The organism is uncultured Cetobacterium sp. (assembly GCF_947072685.1).
GTDB lineage: Bacteria > Fusobacteriota > Fusobacteriia > Fusobacteriales > Fusobacteriaceae > Cetobacterium_A.
Genome location: NZ_CAMTIK010000004.1, coordinates 63,225 through 81,816, shown reverse-complemented (window position 1 = coordinate 81,816; position 18,592 = coordinate 63,225). Strand labels below are relative to the sequence as shown.

At 31.5% G+C, this 18,592-nt stretch carries 22 protein-coding genes; 6 read left to right on the top strand and 16 right to left on the bottom strand.

Going from position 1 to position 18,592, the window contains the following annotated elements; genetic code table 11:
* Positions 1-40: 40 nt before the first annotated feature.
* The 8 genes from Q0V67_RS02375 to hpt all read right to left on the bottom strand — a co-directional run bounded on the left by Q0V67_RS02375 (position 41) and on the right by hpt (position 4,304).
* A complete protein-coding gene (locus Q0V67_RS02375) occupies positions 41-604 on the bottom strand; it encodes an RNA methyltransferase (RefSeq protein ID WP_297596691.1) in 564 nt (187 codons plus the stop codon).
* A gap of 7 nt (positions 605-611) precedes the next feature.
* On the bottom strand, positions 612-1,130 hold the full coding sequence (locus Q0V67_RS02370; RefSeq protein ID WP_297596688.1) for a gamma carbonic anhydrase family protein: 519 nt from the start codon (positions 1,128-1,130) through the stop codon (positions 612-614).
* Entirely contained in the window at positions 1,130-1,846 is a 717-nt protein-coding gene (gene trmD, locus Q0V67_RS02365) for a tRNA (guanosine(37)-N1)-methyltransferase TrmD (protein ID WP_297596686.1), read from the bottom strand. Before trmD ends, Q0V67_RS02370 begins: the two co-directional genes overlap by 1 nt.
* A gap of 10 nt (positions 1,847-1,856) precedes the next feature.
* Positions 1,857-2,372 carry a ribosome maturation factor RimM gene (gene rimM / locus Q0V67_RS02360; protein WP_297596684.1) on the bottom strand — a complete coding sequence of 172 codons (516 nt, stop codon included), beginning with the start codon at positions 2,370-2,372 and terminating at the stop codon, positions 1,857-1,859.
* Between the two features lie 10 nt (positions 2,373-2,382).
* Positions 2,383-2,622 (bottom strand): KH domain-containing protein, encoded by a 240-nt coding sequence (locus Q0V67_RS02355; RefSeq protein ID WP_297596682.1) that lies wholly within the window; start codon positions 2,620-2,622, stop codon positions 2,383-2,385.
* 21 nt (positions 2,623-2,643) lie between these two features.
* A complete protein-coding gene (locus tag Q0V67_RS02350; protein ID WP_297596680.1) occupies positions 2,644-2,883 on the bottom strand; it encodes a DUF4911 domain-containing protein in 240 nt (79 codons plus the stop codon).
* 85 nt (positions 2,884-2,968) lie between these two features.
* Entirely contained in the window at positions 2,969-3,760 is a 792-nt protein-coding gene (gene rsmA / locus Q0V67_RS02345) for a 16S rRNA (adenine(1518)-N(6)/adenine(1519)-N(6))-dimethyltransferase RsmA (RefSeq protein ID WP_297596678.1), read from the bottom strand.
* A 19-nt stretch (positions 3,761-3,779) separates the two neighbouring features.
* Complete coding sequence (hpt, locus tag Q0V67_RS02340) at positions 3,780-4,304, bottom strand: hypoxanthine phosphoribosyltransferase (RefSeq protein ID WP_297596676.1); 525 nt, start codon at positions 4,302-4,304, stop codon at positions 3,780-3,782.
* 162 nt (positions 4,305-4,466) lie between these two features.
* Here hpt and Q0V67_RS02335 point away from each other — a divergent pair, with 162 nt between their 5' ends.
* Genes Q0V67_RS02335 through Q0V67_RS02315 form a run of 5 tightly spaced genes read left to right on the top strand, consistent with a single transcriptional unit; the run spans position 4,467 to position 9,051 of the window.
* Positions 4,467-5,168, top strand: a complete 702-nt coding sequence (locus Q0V67_RS02335) for a PASTA domain-containing protein (protein WP_297596674.1) — start codon at positions 4,467-4,469, stop codon at positions 5,166-5,168.
* A gap of 14 nt (positions 5,169-5,182) precedes the next feature.
* A complete protein-coding gene (rsgA, locus tag Q0V67_RS02330; RefSeq protein ID WP_297596761.1) occupies positions 5,183-6,070 on the top strand; it encodes a ribosome small subunit-dependent GTPase A in 888 nt (295 codons plus the stop codon).
* Positions 6,071-6,103: 33 nt separating this feature from the next.
* On the top strand, positions 6,104-6,748 hold the full coding sequence (rpe, locus tag Q0V67_RS02325) for a ribulose-phosphate 3-epimerase (RefSeq protein ID WP_297596672.1): 645 nt from the start codon (positions 6,104-6,106) through the stop codon (positions 6,746-6,748).
* Entirely contained in the window at positions 6,749-7,426 is a 678-nt protein-coding gene (locus tag Q0V67_RS02320; protein WP_297596759.1) for a MarR family transcriptional regulator, read from the top strand.
* Positions 7,426-9,051 (top strand): NFACT family protein, encoded by a 1,626-nt coding sequence (locus Q0V67_RS02315; protein ID WP_297596670.1) that lies wholly within the window; start codon positions 7,426-7,428, stop codon positions 9,049-9,051. The genes Q0V67_RS02320 and Q0V67_RS02315 overlap by 1 nt, the downstream gene beginning before the upstream one ends.
* A gap of 35 nt (positions 9,052-9,086) precedes the next feature.
* Here Q0V67_RS02315 and Q0V67_RS02310 read toward each other — a convergent pair whose 3' ends face one another.
* The 8 genes from Q0V67_RS02310 to Q0V67_RS02275 all read right to left on the bottom strand — a co-directional run bounded on the left by Q0V67_RS02310 (position 9,087) and on the right by Q0V67_RS02275 (position 17,747).
* Positions 9,087-9,671 carry a CDP-alcohol phosphatidyltransferase family protein gene (locus Q0V67_RS02310; protein WP_297596668.1) on the bottom strand — a complete coding sequence of 195 codons (585 nt, stop codon included), beginning with the start codon at positions 9,669-9,671 and terminating at the stop codon, positions 9,087-9,089.
* Complete coding sequence (locus tag Q0V67_RS02305) at positions 9,665-10,654, bottom strand: ABC transporter ATP-binding protein (protein WP_297596666.1); 990 nt, start codon at positions 10,652-10,654, stop codon at positions 9,665-9,667. The genes Q0V67_RS02310 and Q0V67_RS02305 overlap by 7 nt, the downstream gene beginning before the upstream one ends.
* A complete protein-coding gene (locus Q0V67_RS02300; protein WP_297596663.1) occupies positions 10,651-11,403 on the bottom strand; it encodes an ABC transporter permease in 753 nt (250 codons plus the stop codon). Before Q0V67_RS02300 ends, Q0V67_RS02305 begins: the two co-directional genes overlap by 4 nt.
* 2 nt (positions 11,404-11,405) lie before the next feature.
* Positions 11,406-12,287 carry an ABC transporter permease subunit gene (locus tag Q0V67_RS02295; protein WP_297596661.1) on the bottom strand — a complete coding sequence of 294 codons (882 nt, stop codon included), beginning with the start codon at positions 12,285-12,287 and terminating at the stop codon, positions 11,406-11,408.
* Positions 12,274-13,437: an ABC transporter substrate-binding protein gene (locus Q0V67_RS02290; RefSeq protein ID WP_297596659.1), complete on the bottom strand. Its 1,164-nt coding sequence runs from the start codon at positions 13,435-13,437 to the stop codon at positions 12,274-12,276. The genes Q0V67_RS02295 and Q0V67_RS02290 overlap by 14 nt, the downstream gene beginning before the upstream one ends.
* Before the next feature lie 100 nt (positions 13,438-13,537).
* Complete coding sequence (locus Q0V67_RS02285; protein WP_297596657.1) at positions 13,538-14,206, bottom strand: TVP38/TMEM64 family protein; 669 nt, start codon at positions 14,204-14,206, stop codon at positions 13,538-13,540.
* Between the two features lies 1 nt (position 14,207).
* On the bottom strand, positions 14,208-15,119 hold the full coding sequence (locus Q0V67_RS02280) for a sulfurtransferase (protein ID WP_297596656.1): 912 nt from the start codon (positions 15,117-15,119) through the stop codon (positions 14,208-14,210).
* A gap of 42 nt (positions 15,120-15,161) precedes the next feature.
* A complete protein-coding gene (locus Q0V67_RS02275; protein WP_297596654.1) occupies positions 15,162-17,747 on the bottom strand; it encodes an FAD-dependent oxidoreductase in 2,586 nt (861 codons plus the stop codon).
* Positions 17,748-17,956: 209 nt separating this feature from the next.
* On the opposite strand from Q0V67_RS02275, the gene Q0V67_RS02270 reads away from it, so the two are divergent.
* Positions 17,957-18,589: a murein L,D-transpeptidase catalytic domain family protein gene (locus Q0V67_RS02270; protein WP_297596651.1), complete on the top strand. Its 633-nt coding sequence runs from the start codon at positions 17,957-17,959 to the stop codon at positions 18,587-18,589.
* Positions 18,590-18,592: the final 3 nt, after the last annotated feature.

The window sequence follows — 18,592 nt, the reverse complement described above, 5'->3', positions numbered from 1 at the left end:
AAATATTTCTTTGAGGTTTTATTCTAATCTCTCTTCTCAATTAATTTTCTCCTAATAATCTATCTAATATAATCGAAACAGCTGATCTTACAGAAAGGTGATTATAGTCTGAATTTCCTCTTATAGGCTCTAAAATATAATCCGACAAGTCCATAACTTCATCTATAAGACCCCAACCAGTACCAAATAAAATTAAATACGGATTTTCATCTTCCATCATTTTTTCAGATAAATTTTTATAACTTATTGAATTTGAAAAAGTTTTAGCTGATGTTGTAATAATCAATGGCTTTTTACCCTCTTTTGCCTCTATCTCTGCAATACTTCTTTCTATAGATTCGTAGACTCTTGTTCTTCCAAAAGCCTCTTCTCTATCTCTGTTATACCCGGCTCCAAGTCCATCTTGCCAGTACCCTATAATTCTTTCTGTCAATAGCTTTTGAGCATCTACAGATACAATAATATGATATTGATTTATATCGTATGTTCTACAAGTTCTTGAAATATCGTGTATATCAAAGTTTGTAACAGATGTACAAACTACATCCCCTCTTTTGTTGTATACAGGTGAATGTACTAATCCTAAATATATTGATTTTCTCATTTTCTACCTACCCTATTCTCTCTAATTTCTTGTATTTTTCTATTTTTTCTAAATAAACATTACTTGCGTACTCTAAATACTCTTTATTTTTTTGCGAAAGTTTTTTTATCACTTTAGCTGGAGATCCTGCAATCAAATCTCCCTCTTCTGCTTCCAATTTATCTGTTACTAAACTTCCAGCTCCCACGATACAATTTTTAGGTATTTTAGCTCCATTTAATAAAACTGATCCCATTCCAATTATAGAGTTATCCCCTATTTCACAACCATGAATCACACAGTTATGCCCTACAGTTACACTTTTCCCAACTATCACAGGGTATGGAGTATCTCCATGAACTGTTGTATTGTCTTGAATGTTTGAGTTATTTCCAATAGATATTTTGCTCATATCCGCTCTCAAAACTGCTAAAAACCAGATTGATACATTTGTTCCTGTTTCAACATCTCCAATTAAAGTAGCGTTATCTGCTATATAATTATTTTCACCTATTTTTGGAACCAAATCACCTAATTTATATATCATTATTTTTGCTCCTCTTTTATCTCTTTTAAAAGTTTTTTTTCTAATTTAGAAAACTCTTTTCCATTAAGCAACTCCGGACGTCTTTCTAAAGTCCTTTTTAAACTTTGTTTTAAACGCCATTCATCAATATTTTTATGATGCCCTGATAAAAGTATATCTGGAACTTTTACTCCTTCATACTCTGCAGGCCTTGTATAATGTGGATAATCCAATAACCCATTATAAAAAGAATCATTTTCATAAGATTCTTTTTTTATAACTCCAGGGATAAGTCTAATTATAGCATCTGAAATCACCATCGCTGGTAGCTCTCCACCAGTCAATACAAAATCCCCTAAGGATATTTCTAAATCTACCTGACTATCTATAACCCTTTCATCTATCCCTTCATAGTGTCCCGCTATTATAGTTATCTCTTTTTCTTCGGACAATTCACAAGCTAACCCTTGATTAAACCTTACTCCTTGAGGTGAAGTATATATCACTTTTCCACCACTTTCTTTCAAAGCTTTTAAAAGAGGCTCTGGTTTCATAACCATTCCAGCCCCTCCCCCAAATGGGATATCATCACACTGCTTATGTTTCCCCTCAGCAAAATCTCTTATATTAACTATATTTATTTCTACTTGATCTCTTTCTACAGCCCTCTTTACAATACTATGCTCCTTAAAAGAGTTAAAAAACTCTGGAAACAGTGTTAATATATTTATTTTCACAGAATACTCCTTAGTCTTTCTTTTTTTCTCTCATTCCATCTAAAAGAGAGACAATCATCTCTTTTTTGTCAAAGTCTATTTTCTTTATAAATACTTCAACATCTGGAATCATAGTTTCATATTCATCATCTTCTATAACATATACATCATGTGCTGCAGTTTCGTACACGTCCACAACCTCACCGATTGGCTCATTATCTTCTGTATACACTTTCATCCCTAAAACATCATTAGCTAAAAATTCATCTTCCTCTATTCCAAGTAAATCTCTTCGAGCTTTTATAACTGCATTTTGAATACCTGCTGCATCTGTCTTATTTGTTAACTCCTCAAACTCCATTGTCCATTTTTTTCCAACCATTGGGGCTACTTTTTTTACAGTTAAAACTTTTATCTCACCAGTTGATAGCTCAACCATAACTTTATTTCCTTCTAGAACTTCTATACCGTCCACATTTGAAGTTATTTTTACAGCACCCTTTAAATGATGTGTTCCCGAAACTCTTCCTACCGATAATAAATCCATTTCGCTCTCCTTAATCTACAAATTCAACATTTACATTTAATCTATCTTTAACTCCCGCAGCTTGCATAACTCCTCTAATTGAGTTTGCTGTAAGTCCATTTTTTCCGATAACTCTTCCCATCTCACCTTGTGCTACACTCACTTTGAACGTAATTGTATCATCAATCAAATCATAAGTTATTCTGATCTCTTCTTTTGTTTCAACCAATTCTCCAATAATATAGTTTATTAACGTCTCTAATTTTTCCATATCAAATCACTCCTCCAAATTTTATAATTCTCCAGACCAAGGTCCTTCCCATACAATCTCTGCTTTAACCCATTTTGAGTTTAAATCCTCTACTATCATTCTGACATCATCTTTGAAATCTGTAGTTGATACAATTGTTAAATCTCCTGCATTCGCATCTTTAGTTCTAACAATTCCAACGCCTTCATAAGCTTCCATAATTTTATTTATAAAATCTATATCCTCACGTTTTGTTTTTATTCTAAATTCATAACTTCCCATTAATAACTCCTTTTAAGCTAAAAGGAGGCATTCAAAAATTGAGTTATCCCCTATTTTATCCACGCCTCTCTTATTTAAAAGCTTTTTATTTTTCTTCAAAAATTTCAGCTAACTGTATAAATTGCTCTATCGTAAGATTTTCTGCTCTTTCTGTTTCAGATATCTGAAGTTTCTCTAACTTTTCTCTAATAAAATCTTTAGAATGTCCTAACATTGCAAGATTATTTATAATATTCTTTCTTTTATTAGAAAATGCTGCTTTTACATATTTAAAAAATAACTCTTCCGAGATACTCTTTTCATATCTTCCATCATCATAAAACTTTATAGACATAAAAGCTGAATCTACTTTTGGGGCTGGAGTAAAGAATGCTTTAGGGATAGTAAATAAATATTCCGCATCACCGTAGTACTCCACAGCCAAAGTTAGAACACTTCTCTCTTTTCCTGATTTTGAACAAACTCTTTCTGCAACCTCTTTTTGTACCATTATAAACATTTCACTTATAATATCTCTATTTTCAATTATCTTATTGATAATTGGTGAAGTTATATAATAAGGAATGTTTGCTACAACTCTTCCTTTTTTTAAAACCTCTTTTAAATCAACTGTTAAAACATCCTGCATTATTAAATTAAACTTAGGATTTGATGAATATTTTTTAGTTAATATTTTTTCTAAATCCGTATCGATCTCAATACAAGTAACTTTTTCTGCTCTCTCTAGTAAAAGTGCTGTTAAAGCTCCTTCTCCTGGACCAATTTCGATTATATGTTCATCTTCTTTAACATTTGAAACTTCCATAATTTTATTCAAAACATCGTTTTGATCTGTTAAGAAGTTTTGTCCAAATTTTTTCTTATGCTTAAAGGACATTGTACCTCCTTTTTTTCTCTTATTTTCTAACTACTTTTCCAATATAAGGAAGGTTTCTGTATAGCTCATCATAATCTAATCCGTAACCAATTACAAATTCGTCAGGAATTTCAAATCCTATATACTCTCCAACCATCTCTACTTTTCTTCTACTTGGTTTATCTAATAAAGAGCATACCTTCAATGATTTTGGTTGTTTTGACATTAAAAATTTTTTAACTGATTCAAGAGTTAATCCTGTGTCAATTATATCCTCAATAATTAAAACATCTTTTCCTGTCAAATCCTCATCCACATCTTTTAATATTTTTACTACTCCTGTGCTATCTGTTCCTCCATGGTAACTAGAGACTTTCATGAAATCCATAGCTAAATTTAGCTCTACATTTTTTAGTAAATCCGCCATAAACATGATTGATCCCTTAAGTAATCCCACACAAACTAGATCTTTTCCTTGGTAGTCTTTTTCAATCTCTTTTGCCACCTCTTTAACTCTAACTTGTAGTTCATCTTCAGAAATCATTTTCTCTATAGTGTAATCCATTTGTCCCTCCTAAATTTCAAATAATAGTTTACAAAATATTCTATCATTTAACCTACTATTTATCAAGTAATTATTGATATTTTAATGCTACTATGATATTATTTTATAAGTATTTAAAGTGTTCTATTCTTTAGTTTTTATACAAAGATACGAGGAGGAAAGATGAAAAAATATTTAGTATACCTTCTATCAGGTATCCTTATAGTTTATATTTGTTTTTTTAGTTTTAATATATTTTTAAGAACTTATTTCAACGAAAGGTTTTACTCTCTACCCAATCTAATTGGACTTAACTTAAATCAAGCCTCTAAAATTGAGTCTATTGATAACGTTAACTTGCTTGTTGCGGGCAATGATTTTTCAGATTTACCTGTGGGAACTATTTTTAGACAAAATCCTGACCCTGAAAAAATTGTTAAAGAGGGGAGAACAGTTAGAGTTTGGGTAAGTAAAGGAAAAAATAACTATATTATTCCTGATTTTACAAACAAAAATCTAATTGAAGTTTTAGCTGAATTGCAAAAGGAAGGTGTTAAAGTTAATAAAACATCGTACACATCATCTAACCTCCCTTACAATACTGTTTTAGCTACGAATCCAGCCACTGGAGATAGTACTCAAAAAAATATGGGCATCTCTCTTCTTTTGAGTAATTCAAATTCAATTGTCTCTGTTGAAGTTCCTGACACAATTGGATTTACTTTTGAAGAGGCTAGAAATGAACTCATATCTAAAGGACTTATCGTTGGAGTTATCAAGGAAAAGGTTGTTCCCGATTTAGAAAAAGGTATAGTTATTGAAACTAACCATATCGGTGAAACTGTTCCTACTGGAACCATTATCGACATGACTGTCAGTTATTAAATTAAGGAGTGTGAATTATTATCGAAGGTATTGTTACAAATAAAATTCAAGGATTTTATAATATAAAAAGTGAAGGAAATGATTATCTTTGCAAATTAAGAGGTATTTTAAAAAGATCGGATAAAAGAGAGAATTGTACTGTTGGAGATCATGTAGTTTTTGATAGTGATGGTTTTATAACTGAGGTCAAAACTAGAAAAAACCTTTTAAGAAGACCACTTGTCGCTAATATAGACTATGGTGTAATCCAATTTTCCGCTAAAGATCCCGCTATAGACTATGAAAAAATTAACATTTTAACAATAAATAGTCTATATAATAAAATAAACCCTATTTTAATAATAAATAAAATAGATTTACTTACGGAGGAGGAGTTATCTGAGATTAAAACAAACCTCAAGTACTTGGAAACAATTGATATTCCTGTTTTTTATATATCAACTTTAACTGAAGCTGGAATTGAAGATCTCACTGCTTTTATCAAAGATAAAATCACTGCTTTTGGCGGCCCTTCTGGAGTTGGAAAATCAAGTATTTTAAATCTTCTACAAGACTCTAGAGAACTTAAAACTGGAGAAACAAGCAAAAGACTCAGAGCCGGTAAACATACAACAAGAGATAGTCGACTTCTACCCCTTGCTGCCGGTGGCTTTGTTATCGATACTCCTGGATTTTCGTCTGTGGATCTTCCCCCTACTGAAAATCCTCAAGAATTAATTGAACTTTTTCCTGAGTTTAATATCGATAAAGGCTGTAAATTTAATAACTGTGTTCATATTAATGAACCTCAATGTGCAATTAAAGAAGCTGTCGAAGATGGGAAAATCTCTAAAGAGAGATATGATTTTTATAAACGTTGTTATGAAAAATCAAAAAATGAGATTTGGAATAGATACAAATAAAAACATTATGATATAATTAAGGGAGTGAATTTAATGACACACAAAACAATTAAAATAGCACCATCTATACTATCTGCTGATTTTAGCCAACTTGGAAATGAGGTTATTGCTATTGATAAAGCTGGGGCTGACTATGTACACATCGATGTTATGGATGGAATGTTTGTTCCTAATATAACTTTTGGAGCACCTGTTATTAAGTCTATCAGAAACAAAACTAAGCTTGTGTTTGATGTTCATTTAATGATTGAATCACCAGAAAGATATATTGAAGATTTTGTTAAAGCCGGAGCAGATATAATTGTTGTACATGCTGAGGCTACAAAACATTTACACAGAGCTATTCAACTTATAAAATCTTACGGTATTAAAGCTGGTGTTTCTTTAAATCCTGCTACTCCAGTTGAAGCTATCAAATATATTATTAACGATGTTGACATGGTCTTAGTTATGTCTGTTAATCCTGGTTTTGGCGGACAGAAATTTATTGAAAATTCTATCCAAAAAATAAAAGAGGTTCGTTCTCTTAATCAAACAGTTGATATTCAGGTGGATGGCGGTATCACAAATGAAACTATCGGTAAATGTATCGAAGCTGGAGCGAATGTTTTTGTTGCAGGTTCTTATGTATTCTCTGGAAACTACGAAGAGAGAATCAGATCTTTAAAGGAGATGTAAATTATGAATAATATAAATAAAGTTAATGATGTTTTAGAAAACTTTTATAAACTTTTTTACGAAACAGAAGATTTAGCTTTAAAAAGAGGAATAAAGTGTATCACTCACACAGAACTACATATAATTGAAGCCATCGGTAAGGAGTCATTAAGTATGAATGAACTTTCTGATAGACTTGGAATCACTATGGGAACAGCTACTGTTGCAATTACAAAACTTAGAGAAAAAGGGTTTATTGATAGAGTTCGTTCTGATGCAGATAGAAGAAAAGTTTATGTTTCCCTATCTAAAAAAGGCTTAGAAGCTTTGAGCTATCATAACAGCTATCATAAGAATATAATCTCTACTATAACTGAAAATATACCTAGTAAAGATTTAGATCATTTTACTAAGACTTTTGAAATAATTTTAAAAAATCTTGAGGAAAAGACTCAGTTTTTTAAACCTCATTCAGTTACAGAGTTTCCTATAGGCGCTCTTGTATCTATAACAGAAGTTAAAGGAACCCCTATAATTCAAGATTATTTTTCCGCTAATGGAATCGAGCACTACACTGCAGTTAAAATTATAGATTCAGATGAAAAGGACAAGGTAGCCCTTTTAAAAGAGGATGGTTCAACTTTAAAAGTAAACCTACTGGATGCTAAAAATCTTATTGCTATTAAGGTTGAAGAGTAATGTTATACCTTGATGGAATCTCTCTCAACAAAATAAAAGATGAACTTGAAACCAATTTAAAAGGCAAAAGTGCTAATAAAATTGTTCAAACAAGTTCTCTTGCTATCTCTATGAATTTTGGGAAACAGAGACTTATTTTCTCTTGTTTCCCTTCTCTTTCGTTATGCTACCTTTCAAATACGAAGGAAGATAATCTACTCGATGAGAATAGCACATTTTCTTTAAACTTAAAAAAACATATTGTTGGGTCTACACTGATTTCAATCAAACAAATTGGGTTTGATAGAATTTTAGTTTTCACTTTTTCTAAATTAAATGAGCTGGGTGAAATTAAAACATATAATCTATATTTTGAAATGATGGGAAAACATTCCAATCTTATTTTGACTGATAAAAACAACAAGGTTCTTGATTCAATCAAAAGATTCTCTTTAGAAGAGAACTCTGTGAGAGTCCTTTTCCCAGGTGTAATCTATTCTGATCCCACCGTCGAAAAGAAATTAAATCCTGCAGACGTTACAAAGGAGCAGTTTGAAACTGAAATGATAGCAGGAACTCTTTTGAAAAATATTGAAGGGATGGGTAAACTTCTTGCCAATACTTTTGATTCTTTTGAAAATTTTAAAAATATTTTAAACGATCGTATTGCACCTAAAATATTTTTTAACGAGCATAAAGAAATTATCTTGGCAACCGTTTTGAATATAGAGCCCAAAACATACTCCTTCGTTGAAAACTACAACTCTTTTGAAGAGCTTATCAATCTTTATATCAACAGCGAAAATCTTTCGAACACTTTTAAAATATTAAAAGATAAGCTACTTGCTTGCGTAAAAAAAGAGAGAAAAAAGGCAGAAAAAATCATTGTATCCATAAAAAAAGATCTTGAGGATAAAAAAGATTTTGATAGATATAGAGAGCTTGGAGATATCCTTGCAGCTTCTCTATACTCTTTAAAAAAAGGTATGAACGAAGTTGAACTCTACGATTTCTATAACGATTCTTTGTGTACTATCCCACTAGATCCTTTGGTTACTCCGCAAGTAAACTTAGAGAAGATTTATAAAAAGTACAACAAACTAAAAAAAGGTATGGAACACAACAATAAACGATTGATTGAAATTTCTGATAACCTAATTTATTTTACGGGTGTTGGAAACTTTATTGAAAATAGTGATTCTAGAGAAAATCTTAAACTTATTGAAGAGGAACTTACAGCTCAAGGTTATCTAAAAATTAGTATCAAACAGAAAAGAAAAAATCCTAAAAAAGTCCAAACTAAACCTTTCACTTTTGGTGAAATTGAAGTTGATGGTATTTTAGTCACTTATGGTAGAAACAACCTTGAAAACGATGCTTTAAGAACTAAGTACGCAAACAGAGATGACATGTGGTTTCACTGTAGAGACATCCCAGGAACACATGCTATTGTCAATCAAGATATCGCTTTAAGTGAAAAACAAATCTATGACATCGGAGTCTTTTGTGGACAGATGTCCAAGCTTCCTAAAGGGACAAAATTAACTATTGATTACACACAAATCAAATATTTAAATAAACCCAAAGGAGCTAGACCTGGATTTGTTACATATAAAATATTTAAATCTATAACAGTACAACTTTAAAACAAAAAGGATGATACAATTTTGTACCATCCTTTTTATTTCAATATTTTTTTCGCTTCTATAAACCTTTGATATGCAGTAAATAAAACTATTCCTGTAAAAATATTTATAACTATTCCAGCTCTATCACCTAAAACCATTATCAGAGTCAGCATTATAAAACCTTCAGATCTTTCAGCCAATCCAGCTTGATAGTGAAAACTTTTTTCACCTTTATTTTCTGCAAGTGATCCTGTTGTCAAAAATATCGTCATCGATATTATTATACTTATTGCTAACAAAAGAGATTGAAAACTGAATTGTGGAAATCTATGAGCTACTCCAATTATAATAGCTCCTTCAACAATTCTATCAAAAGTTATATCCATAACTGTTCCAAAAGGTGAAGAGGATTTTGTTTCTCTTGCTATCGTTCCATCTACAGCATCTAAATACCCTGAAAACCACAGAAGAGACACTCCTAGTACTTCCATTCCAAAATATGTCAATACTCCACTTAAAACACCCAATATCATCGCTATAATTGTAACATTATTTGCACTTAATCCCATTTTCATAGCAATATAAGCCCCAAATTTTATTGATGGCTGAATATATTTCCTACAATGTGTATCTAACATCTTTTAACTCCCTCTATTATAATTCGATTTTTTTCATTATGAGTTACTCCTACAATGTCACCCAATCTAACCTTGAACTCACCCTGTTTTACTACCACTATTTTTTCTCCATTGATTTTCAAAGTTATATTATACTCTCCCATTCCAAAGTTCACTCCTATAACTTCACCATTGACTTCAGATTTTTCACAAATTTTCAAATCCTTTCCTCTCAATCCCACAAACTCACCTTTTTCAACTTTACACATAAATATTTTTTCAAAAACCTTTTTAGAAAATATATTTTCCATAGCTAAAAGTTTAGCGGTATACACATTCTTAGGATTATAATACAACTCCTGTGGAGTTCCAAAGTCTAGAAGTTCCCCTTTAAACATAACTCCAATTTTATCAGATAAAAAGAACGCTTCCTCCCTATCATGAGTGACGAAAACTATTGTTATTTTTAATTTTTTATGCATGTTTTTGACCATTTTTTGCATTCTATCTCTTAAATTAAAGTCTAATGCTGAGAACGGCTCATCCATTAAAAGAAGCTTCGGACGAGTTACTATTGCTCTAGCTATTGAAACTCTTTGCTTTTCTCCTCCACTCAATTCATTGGGATATCTTTTTTCTTTCCCTATTAAATCCATTTCAAGAATAGCATCTTTTATTCTCTTCTCTATTTCCTCTTTTGGAATTTTTTTTATTTTTAATCCAAAAGCTATATTCTCCCATACATTTAAATGTGGAAGTAATAGATCCTGCTGAAAAACCATTGCTATATCTCCATTTTTTATAGATTTTCTGGGCGTTTCACCCTCTATTAAAATATCACCTTCATACTCTTTATCCAAACCTGCAATCAAATTCAATATCGTTGATTTCCCGGATCCAGATTGACCTAAAATACCCACAAACTCCCCTGTTTCTATTTGAAAGTTTATATTTTTCAACGAAAATTCTGCAAATTTTTTTGACAATCTTTTTATCTCTATCATCTACACTTATCACTCTTTCTATAAATAAATTTTACCAATCTTCCCACTAAAAAAACTAAAAAATAAGTAAATAAAACATATATTATACTGTATACTGTCCCGTTTCTCATATCTCCATCTGCTAAATAAGGCATCATAAGTATTGGGAGTGTCATAACTTGACCTCCACCTATTATAAAAGTCACCAAATACTGAGAAAATGAAACTATTATAACAAGAGACATCCCCACCAAAAATGATGGTGAAATTATCGGCAATGTTATTTTAAAAAACCTTTGAAGTGTATTCGCTCCCAAAATTTTTCCTAGATTTATATAATCCTTACTCAGAGTCATATATCCAGCTTTCATGCTCTGAACATAATAAGGCATTGTAGTCACACTATGTACTATTCCTACTCCTATTACAGTTTCAATAAGTCCTAATTTTATAAAAGAAAACTGCAATCCCATAGTACTTACAAGTGTTGGAATTATAATAGGTAAAATTATAAGTAACTCCACTATTTTTTTCCCTTTAAAATTTTCTCTAGCCATAAAAGAGGCCAGAGGTGTTCCTATTAAAAAATTTATCAACATAGCTATCGAGGCCACCATAAATGTCGTAAATAAACTTAAATAGGTTTTATTATTTTGTAAAACATACTCCCACATCTTAAAATTCAGACTTTTTAAAACAATACCTATGAACGGAAGTAAAAAAATTAACGAGATTATGAAATATATAGTACCTATGATTGTTTTTTTCATTTTTACCACTCCCTATTTTCAAATTTTGAGAAAAATTTCAAAGCTAGAGAGATCATTCCACCAAAAAATAAACTTATTATTGAAATCATAATATTCATAACCATAATTTTACCTCTAGCTTCTAAACTTCCTTTTGTATACATATCAAATACAGAAACTGAAAGTACTCTAGGGTGAGTTACTCCTAGTATGTATGGAGTTTCAAAAGAAGCAAATAGATATGTTAAAACAATAAAAAAGCTGACACTTAAAGCTGGTAATATGAGTGGCAACACTATCTTTCTAAAGAATTGATAGTTACTTAAATTATATAATTTTCCTAACGAATCCCATTTTTTATCAACTCTAAAAACTATAGGTAATGTCATCATTGTCATAAAAGGGAGAGCTTTCCATATATACGTTATAATTATCCCTATTCCACTGTGATCATTTGTAAGTATAGGAAACTCTTGTGCTGATTTAATTATTCCCAACTGCATTAAGATATTGCTCATTATCCCTCTTCTCATTAAAAGTAAAAGAACTCCATAAGCACCTACTAAATATGGAACGAAAACAGGGGCTTCTATAACCTTTTGAAAACTTTTACTATAAAAATACCCTCTTCTTTTACTTAAAAAAACTAAATATAAAATTATAATAGTTAAAACGAACGCAAAAAATGCTGAAATTATATTAAGTTTTGTTGTATATATTAAACTTTCTAAAAATTCTTTTGAATTTAAAACCTCTTTATAGTAGTGCAAGGTAAAACATGATTTTGAAAGAATTCTGTTGTATCCCAGCGATGTCATTAAAACATAGTACAATCCATATAAAAAGAAAAATGTTATGTACATTAAAAAAGGTATTAAGCATATAAATTTTTTAATTTTTTCCAACCTCTTCTGTCCATCCTTCCTCTATAAGAGTAACTTTTTCTGGCGATAACTCCAAAACTCTTTTAGTTTCTAACTCTTCTAAGCTTGGAATTTTCCCACTTTTATTTAACTCTTCAAATGCTATTTTATCTTCAGAACTAAGTTTATTCATATCTAAAATTGTAAAATCACCCCAATTTTTTGGCTCTTGTTTTAAAATCTGAATCTCTGGAGAGATTAGAGTATCAATAACTTTTAGGGCATTCTCTTTGTTTTTAGAATTATTTGGAATTGCTAAATAATGGTTGTTAAACAGTGTTCCCCTCTCCAATAAAAAACTCTCAGATGTTTTTGGATAATCTCCTGAATCTATTTTAGAATTCACTTTATTTACTGTATATCCCATCGTTACATCTACTTCATCCGTTGAATATAAAAGATCTAATTTCCCTTCAGACTCTGGATATGTCTCTCCTGCTCTCCATAAAAAAGGTTCTATTTCATTTAAATAATTCCATACAATATTAAGTTGTACTTTAAGCTCCTCTGATGTCATGTTTTGAATATTATCATAACCTAACATATCAATAGTTAAATTTCTAACAAATGCACTCCCTGTAAAGTTAGATACATTTGGATATGTAAATCTACCTGGATTTTTTTCCACATATTCTGTCAGACTCTCCCAATTTGTAAATGGTACTTCCCCTTTTTTACTATCATAGATAAAATTGAACTGAGCTTCTCCAAATGGCACTTCTAATCCATCTATATCCTCTCCAAAATCTTTAACTGTTGTACTCTCTTTCAATAGATTTTTATTCGAAATTTTTGATAGAATATTCTGTTCTAAAACACCCGCATCTTTTAATGCTTTAAAATTCTCTCCATTTAACCAAAGAATATCAATAACTCCATCCTTTTTTCCAGCTTGTTTTTCTATTATTAATTTATTTACGATATCTTTTATATCTACTATAGGAACTCTTTTCAAAGTTATATCCTCTTTTTGCTTCACTTTTGGTGCCACTACATCATCCATAAAAGTATTGATCTCTTTAGATCCACCCCACATATAGATATTTACTTCTTGGCTCTGCTTTTTCCCACAACCCATAAATATTAACGGTATCAACAGCATTTGCAAAGACCATTTTATTTTTTTTATCATTTCAACTCTCCCTCTGACTTAATAAAAACAAGGGGGATTAAATCCTCCCCCTCAAATTATACATCATTTGCTTTTTTGTTTCGATATTTTTTTTATTTTATTAACTTTTTTTTGATTTTTTTGCAATAACTTTTGTTATCATCGTTAAAGCAAAGAATATTAAAGAGGCTGTTATTGACATTTTAACTGCCGTTTTCATATCCCCAGATGCCACTGCTCCAGCCAGTAAGACGAATACAGATGTTCCTGGCAAAATAAATATTGTTGAAAGTAGTGAGTATTGAATAAAACTAATCGGTGTTAACCCATATACATAGTTTTGAATTCCAAAAGGAAATACCGGTAATAATCTTGTTGTTGCAAGAATGAACCATCCTTCGTTTTTTACTCCTTCATTTATCTTTTTAAATGCTTCTGTTTTCCCAAATCTTTCTTCAATAGGTTTTCTAGCTATATATCTAGCTATTAAAAACGACAGTGAAAGACCAATACATGCCCCGATCGCTGTATAAACAACCCCCATAACAGCTCCAAATATAAGTCCTCCAGCCAGTGTCAACGGAAGAACTGAAACACATGTTATTGTTACTAATGCATACATTCCCATATAGGCTATTGGTCCCCAAACTCCTAACCCTTTTATCAGAGTTTCAAGTTTCTCTCTATCTTTTAAATACTCGAATGCACCTGACTTTATAAGCCCAAATATTAGTGCTGCTAGAACAACTACTATTAAAATTATTTTTAACGGATTTTTCTTCTGATTCATTTTATTCTCCTATCTCCACTTTTTCTTTTCCAGATTTTACTGCATGAGACCACTCAATCCAAGAACCATCATAGTTTTTAACTTGTGGATATCCTAAAAGTTCTTTTAATATAAATGTTGTATGAGCTGATCTCACCGCTGATTGACAGTATGGTAGAATCTCTTTATCTGCTGTAACCCCTTTAGATGTATATAGTTCTACCAACTCATCATAAGATTTAATAGTTTTATCTTTATTTAAAGCCTCTGTCCACTCTACAAATACACTTCCGGGTATTCTTCCTTTAGCCACTGCTCCTTTTTTCATATCCTCACCAGTATGCTCTTTTTTAGTTCTTGTATCAAGAATCACTTCTGAATGACTTTCACACGCCTCTTCCATCTCTTTCATTTCTGCTAAAGTATTTTTATCAGGCGTTTCTGGAAATTTGTAATCGCCTTTTTTTTCAGCCGCTTCTTTTCCAAATTTAGTTTTTATTCCAGTTCCCTTAAGTGTTGCATATCCGCCGTCTACTATTTTAATATTTTCCATTCCATATAGATCTAGTATCCACCACAATCTATACTCGTCTAGTCCATCTCCTATAAGCACAAGTGTTGTATCCTTTGTCACTCCCATTTTATTTAACTCAATTTCCATTTCTTCTCTAGAAGCTCTCATCCCACCAATTTCACCATGTCTATGATCTTTTGGTTCCATATCAGGTCTCCACATATTATATGATCCTTCTATGTTGTTTAACATGAATTTCGCTTCAGGTCTAACATCTATAAGTACCACATTCTTATTTGTTTCTACCAATTGCTTGGCTGCTTCTGGACTAATTAATTTATCCGATTTATATTGAGTGTAATCTTTTCCAAATGCTACCATTGATAATAATAACGATCCTAAAATTAATGACTTTTTCATCTCTTCATTCCTCCGCCTTATCTCTTTAGTTTTTTTATTTGTTTATTTTCTTTTGTTTAATTCCATTTTAGATTTATATCTTGTCATCCATTGCTTCACTGGACCAGCGTTTCTTGGTTGAGCTTGGGATTTATTATATTTTTCCCCAAACACTAAATCTAATATATGAAGTGCATCTGCCTGACCCTTTTCCATAGATTCTCTACATGCTGCACAATATGTCACCATATGACCTGTTGTTGTCTCACAAGCTCTTCTTTCCATAACTCTTTTTGCTACACCAGGTACTGCTGGAACTATCATCCCACCAAATCCACAACATCTAGTTTTTTCTCTAGAGTTCTCTAACTCCTCTACATTGTATCCTAATTCATTCATAATCCATCTTATTCCATCATGAATTTTAGTTTGCTTTCTAATCGAACAAGAATCATGTATATTAAATGTAACATCAGAACCTTTTCCCACACCTATTTGAGATTCAGGAAGTCCGATTTCTGGTAAGAGTTCCCATAATGATACCACATTTTGCTTAGCATACATGTTAAATATTCCAAAACAAGATTGACATGCAACTATAACTGTTTCTGCTCCAACTTTATCAAGTTCTTTTTGAACTGATTTAAATCTCTCTTTAAATAAGTCATCTTGCCCTAAAGCTTTGGGTGGTTTTCCACAACATTTTAGAAGTGAACCTACCTCTCCATTTAATTTATCCTGTAAATGTTCCTGTATCTTTCCAACAGCCTCAGAATTATATGATGGCAGTGAACATCCTGGGAAAAATACATATTTTGTTTTCTTTCCTTCAGGTGCTGCATTGGTTGTATTGAACATCTTTGAATATCCTAAATATTGATGAACTTCGATAGCTTTATGCCCACTCATAGGAGATTTTCCATTATTTACTTTCACGTACTCACTTCTCATAGCTCCAAAATTAGTTTTTATCTCAAAATCTTTAGGACATTTCAGCGTACATTGATCACACATGTTACAAGAGTAAGCAATTTTAGCATCCATCTCTTCACAACCTTTTTCTAAATACTCTTGGAATAAAGTTTTTGGACAATCTGTATAATCATTTAACATAATACACTCTTTCATACAAAGCTTACATTCACACTGTAAACATCTATTGGCTTCTTTTAAAGCCTGCTCTTCAGTAAATACCATCTCTACTTCAGAGAAATCTTTAATTCTTTTTTCTCCATTGGTAGTGTTAGAAACCATTCTTTCAACTTTTTCAGCTGCGTCCCAACCTTCCGGCAAGTACTCTGTTGGTAAATATAATTTTGATTTATATCCACCCTCATCATCTATTGTTCTTCCTTCAAAGAGATCTTTCCCCTCTAAAAATCTACCTATTGATCTTGCTGCCCTTCTTCCCTCTGCCATAGCTTCTATAACTATAAAGGCATTAGCACAATCTCCAGCAACGAATACTTTCTCATTTGTAGTTGATTGCATTGTCAATTTATCTGATTCGAAAGTTCCATTTCTTCTTGTTGTTAATTTCCCTTCACTATCAAACGAACTGTCTACCCCTTGACCTATTGCGAAAACTAATGTATCTATCTCTATAATCTCTTTTTGATTTTCATCAAATTGAGGATTAAAGTTCCCGTTTTCATCAAAAAGTCCTAGACATTTTTTAATTTCAAGTCCTGAAACTCTATTATTTTCATCTACGATAATTCTGCTGATTCCATTTCCTAGCTTAAACTCTATATTTTCCTCTATTGCCCCATGAATTTCATGATTAGAAGAAGCCATATTTTCAAATGTAGCTTCTAAAGGTACTGAGTATACAACTTCAACACCAGGAACTCTTTTAGATGATCTAGCGCAATCCATGGCTACGTCTCCACCACCTATAACCGCAACTTTTTTACCTGCACCTTGAAAATTTTTAGTCAATGAAATCTCTTTTAGATACTCTGCTGCATGGAAAACCCCTTTTGCACCATGATTTTCTAGGGATCTATCAACTCTTCCTGCTTGCTTTCCTACTGCCACTAGAATTGCATCATAATTTTTTTCTAACTCTTCAAACGATATGTCCTTACCTATCTCAGTTGATAACTTTACCTCAACACCTAATTTTTTTAATATTGCATATTCTCTATCTATTACTTCTCTTGGAAGTCTATACTCCGGAATTCCTACTCTCATCATTCCACCAAACACAGGTAGTTTTTCAAAAATTGTCACATCATATCCCTGTTTAGATAAATCTATTGCTGATTGAGCTCCCGCTGGCCCAGCTCCTATAATAGCTACTTTCTTTCCTTTTAATGATTCTTTTGATAAATCCCAATTAGCTTCATCATCAAAGTTATCTGCCGCATATCTTTTTAATGATGCTATTGCTATAGATGAATCCTCATCTCCTCTTCTACAGTTTTGTTCACAAGGATGTGCACAAATTCTTCCTAGAGTACCTGGTAAGAAAAGCTTTTCTCTGATAACATCAATAGCTTCTTTCCCGTTCCCTTGCCCGATTAAGTTTACATATTTTTTTACATCTGTATTCATAGGACAATTGCTCTTACATGCTGCTTGAGAATCTCCCATACAATTTTCAACCAAGTCTTTCATTTTTTCAACAATTACTTCGTTTAACATATGATATTTTTCCTCCAAATAAATTTAGTCTACTAGTATTCTACATGAGTTTATATTTTGTGTCAACTTTTCTCTTTCTCTTTCCTTAACTTTGATAAAAAAATAACTTTTTTAGGATTTTTTTTCATCATTTTTATTAATTTATTAATTTTATTTACTTTTTCTGTTATAATAACTTTAATACATCTTTACAATTTTAGGAGGGATCTATGAAGAAAAAGCTTTTCCTGTTTTTCATTACTTTTTATTTAACCGCCCTTGGTTCTACATCACAATTGTACAGAAATCTTCACCTTAAAGATAAAATGAACTACTCAGTTTTTAAGAATGCTGTGAAAGGTTCCTCTAAAATAAAAGGTAAAAAGTTTAGATTTTTAACTGTTATTGATTTCACAAAGCCCTCCACAGAACCTAGATTCTCTGTTATTGATTTAAAAGAAAAAAAACTTCTATATTATACATACGTAACTCATGGAAAAAATAGTGGAAAAGTTTTAGCTACAAAATTTTCGAACTCCCCCAACTCTTTTCAGAGTTCTTTAGGTTTTTTCATAACTGATACTCAACCATATTTTGGTGCTTATGGTTATTCTCTCAGACTTAAAGGATTAGAAAACAGATTCAACTCGAATGCCTATGATAGATCAATAGTAATTCATGGAGCTGACTACGCTTCTAAAAAATATATTGATGATATGGGGTTTTTAGGAAGAACTTTGGGATGTCCTGCTATTCCTTTGGAGCTGTCCAAACCTGTTATCGATTTACTTTCCGATAATTCTATTGTTTTCATAGCTGGAAACGATCCTAAATATCTTGAAGAAAGTAGATTTATAAATTAAAAA

What these genes read in the sequence shown, in the direction of transcription:
- Q0V67_RS02355 (WP_297596682.1), bottom strand. Translation starts at nt 2,622, where the DNA reads ATGGAAAAATTAGAGACGTTAATAAACTATATTATTGGAGAATTGGTT.
- Q0V67_RS02270 (WP_297596651.1), top strand. Translation starts at nt 17,957, where the DNA reads ATGAAGAAAAAGCTTTTCCTGTTTTTCATTACTTTTTATTTAACCGCC.
- Q0V67_RS02335 (WP_297596674.1), top strand. Translation starts at nt 4,467, where the DNA reads ATGAAAAAATATTTAGTATACCTTCTATCAGGTATCCTTATAGTTTAT.
- Q0V67_RS02290 (WP_297596659.1), bottom strand. Translation starts at nt 13,437, where the DNA reads ATGATAAAAAAAATAAAATGGTCTTTGCAAATGCTGTTGATACCGTTA.
- Q0V67_RS02285 (WP_297596657.1), bottom strand. Translation starts at nt 14,206, where the DNA reads ATGAATCAGAAGAAAAATCCGTTAAAAATAATTTTAATAGTAGTTGTT.
- Q0V67_RS02370 (WP_297596688.1), bottom strand. Translation starts at nt 1,130, where the DNA reads ATGATATATAAATTAGGTGATTTGGTTCCAAAAATAGGTGAAAATAAT.
- Q0V67_RS02375 (WP_297596691.1), bottom strand. Translation starts at nt 604, where the DNA reads ATGAGAAAATCAATATATTTAGGATTAGTACATTCACCTGTATACAAC.
- rimM (WP_297596684.1), bottom strand. Translation starts at nt 2,372, where the DNA reads ATGGATTTATTATCGGTAGGAAGAGTTTCGGGAACACATCATTTAAAG.
- Q0V67_RS02350 (WP_297596680.1), bottom strand. Translation starts at nt 2,883, where the DNA reads ATGGGAAGTTATGAATTTAGAATAAAAACAAAACGTGAGGATATAGAT.
- Q0V67_RS02300 (WP_297596663.1), bottom strand. Translation starts at nt 11,403, where the DNA reads ATGAAAAAAACAATCATAGGTACTATATATTTCATAATCTCGTTAATT.
- rsmA (WP_297596678.1), bottom strand. Translation starts at nt 3,760, where the DNA reads ATGTCCTTTAAGCATAAGAAAAAATTTGGACAAAACTTCTTAACAGAT.
- Q0V67_RS02280 (WP_297596656.1), bottom strand. Translation starts at nt 15,119, where the DNA reads ATGAAAAAGTCATTAATTTTAGGATCGTTATTATTATCAATGGTAGCA.
- Q0V67_RS02315 (WP_297596670.1), top strand. Translation starts at nt 7,426, where the DNA reads ATGTTATACCTTGATGGAATCTCTCTCAACAAAATAAAAGATGAACTT.
- Q0V67_RS02305 (WP_297596666.1), bottom strand. Translation starts at nt 10,654, where the DNA reads ATGATAGAGATAAAAAGATTGTCAAAAAAATTTGCAGAATTTTCGTTG.
- Q0V67_RS02310 (WP_297596668.1), bottom strand. Translation starts at nt 9,671, where the DNA reads ATGTTAGATACACATTGTAGGAAATATATTCAGCCATCAATAAAATTT.
- rpe (WP_297596672.1), top strand. Translation starts at nt 6,104, where the DNA reads ATGACACACAAAACAATTAAAATAGCACCATCTATACTATCTGCTGAT.
- hpt (WP_297596676.1), bottom strand. Translation starts at nt 4,304, where the DNA reads ATGGATTACACTATAGAGAAAATGATTTCTGAAGATGAACTACAAGTT.
- Q0V67_RS02275 (WP_297596654.1), bottom strand. Translation starts at nt 17,747, where the DNA reads ATGTTAAACGAAGTAATTGTTGAAAAAATGAAAGACTTGGTTGAAAAT.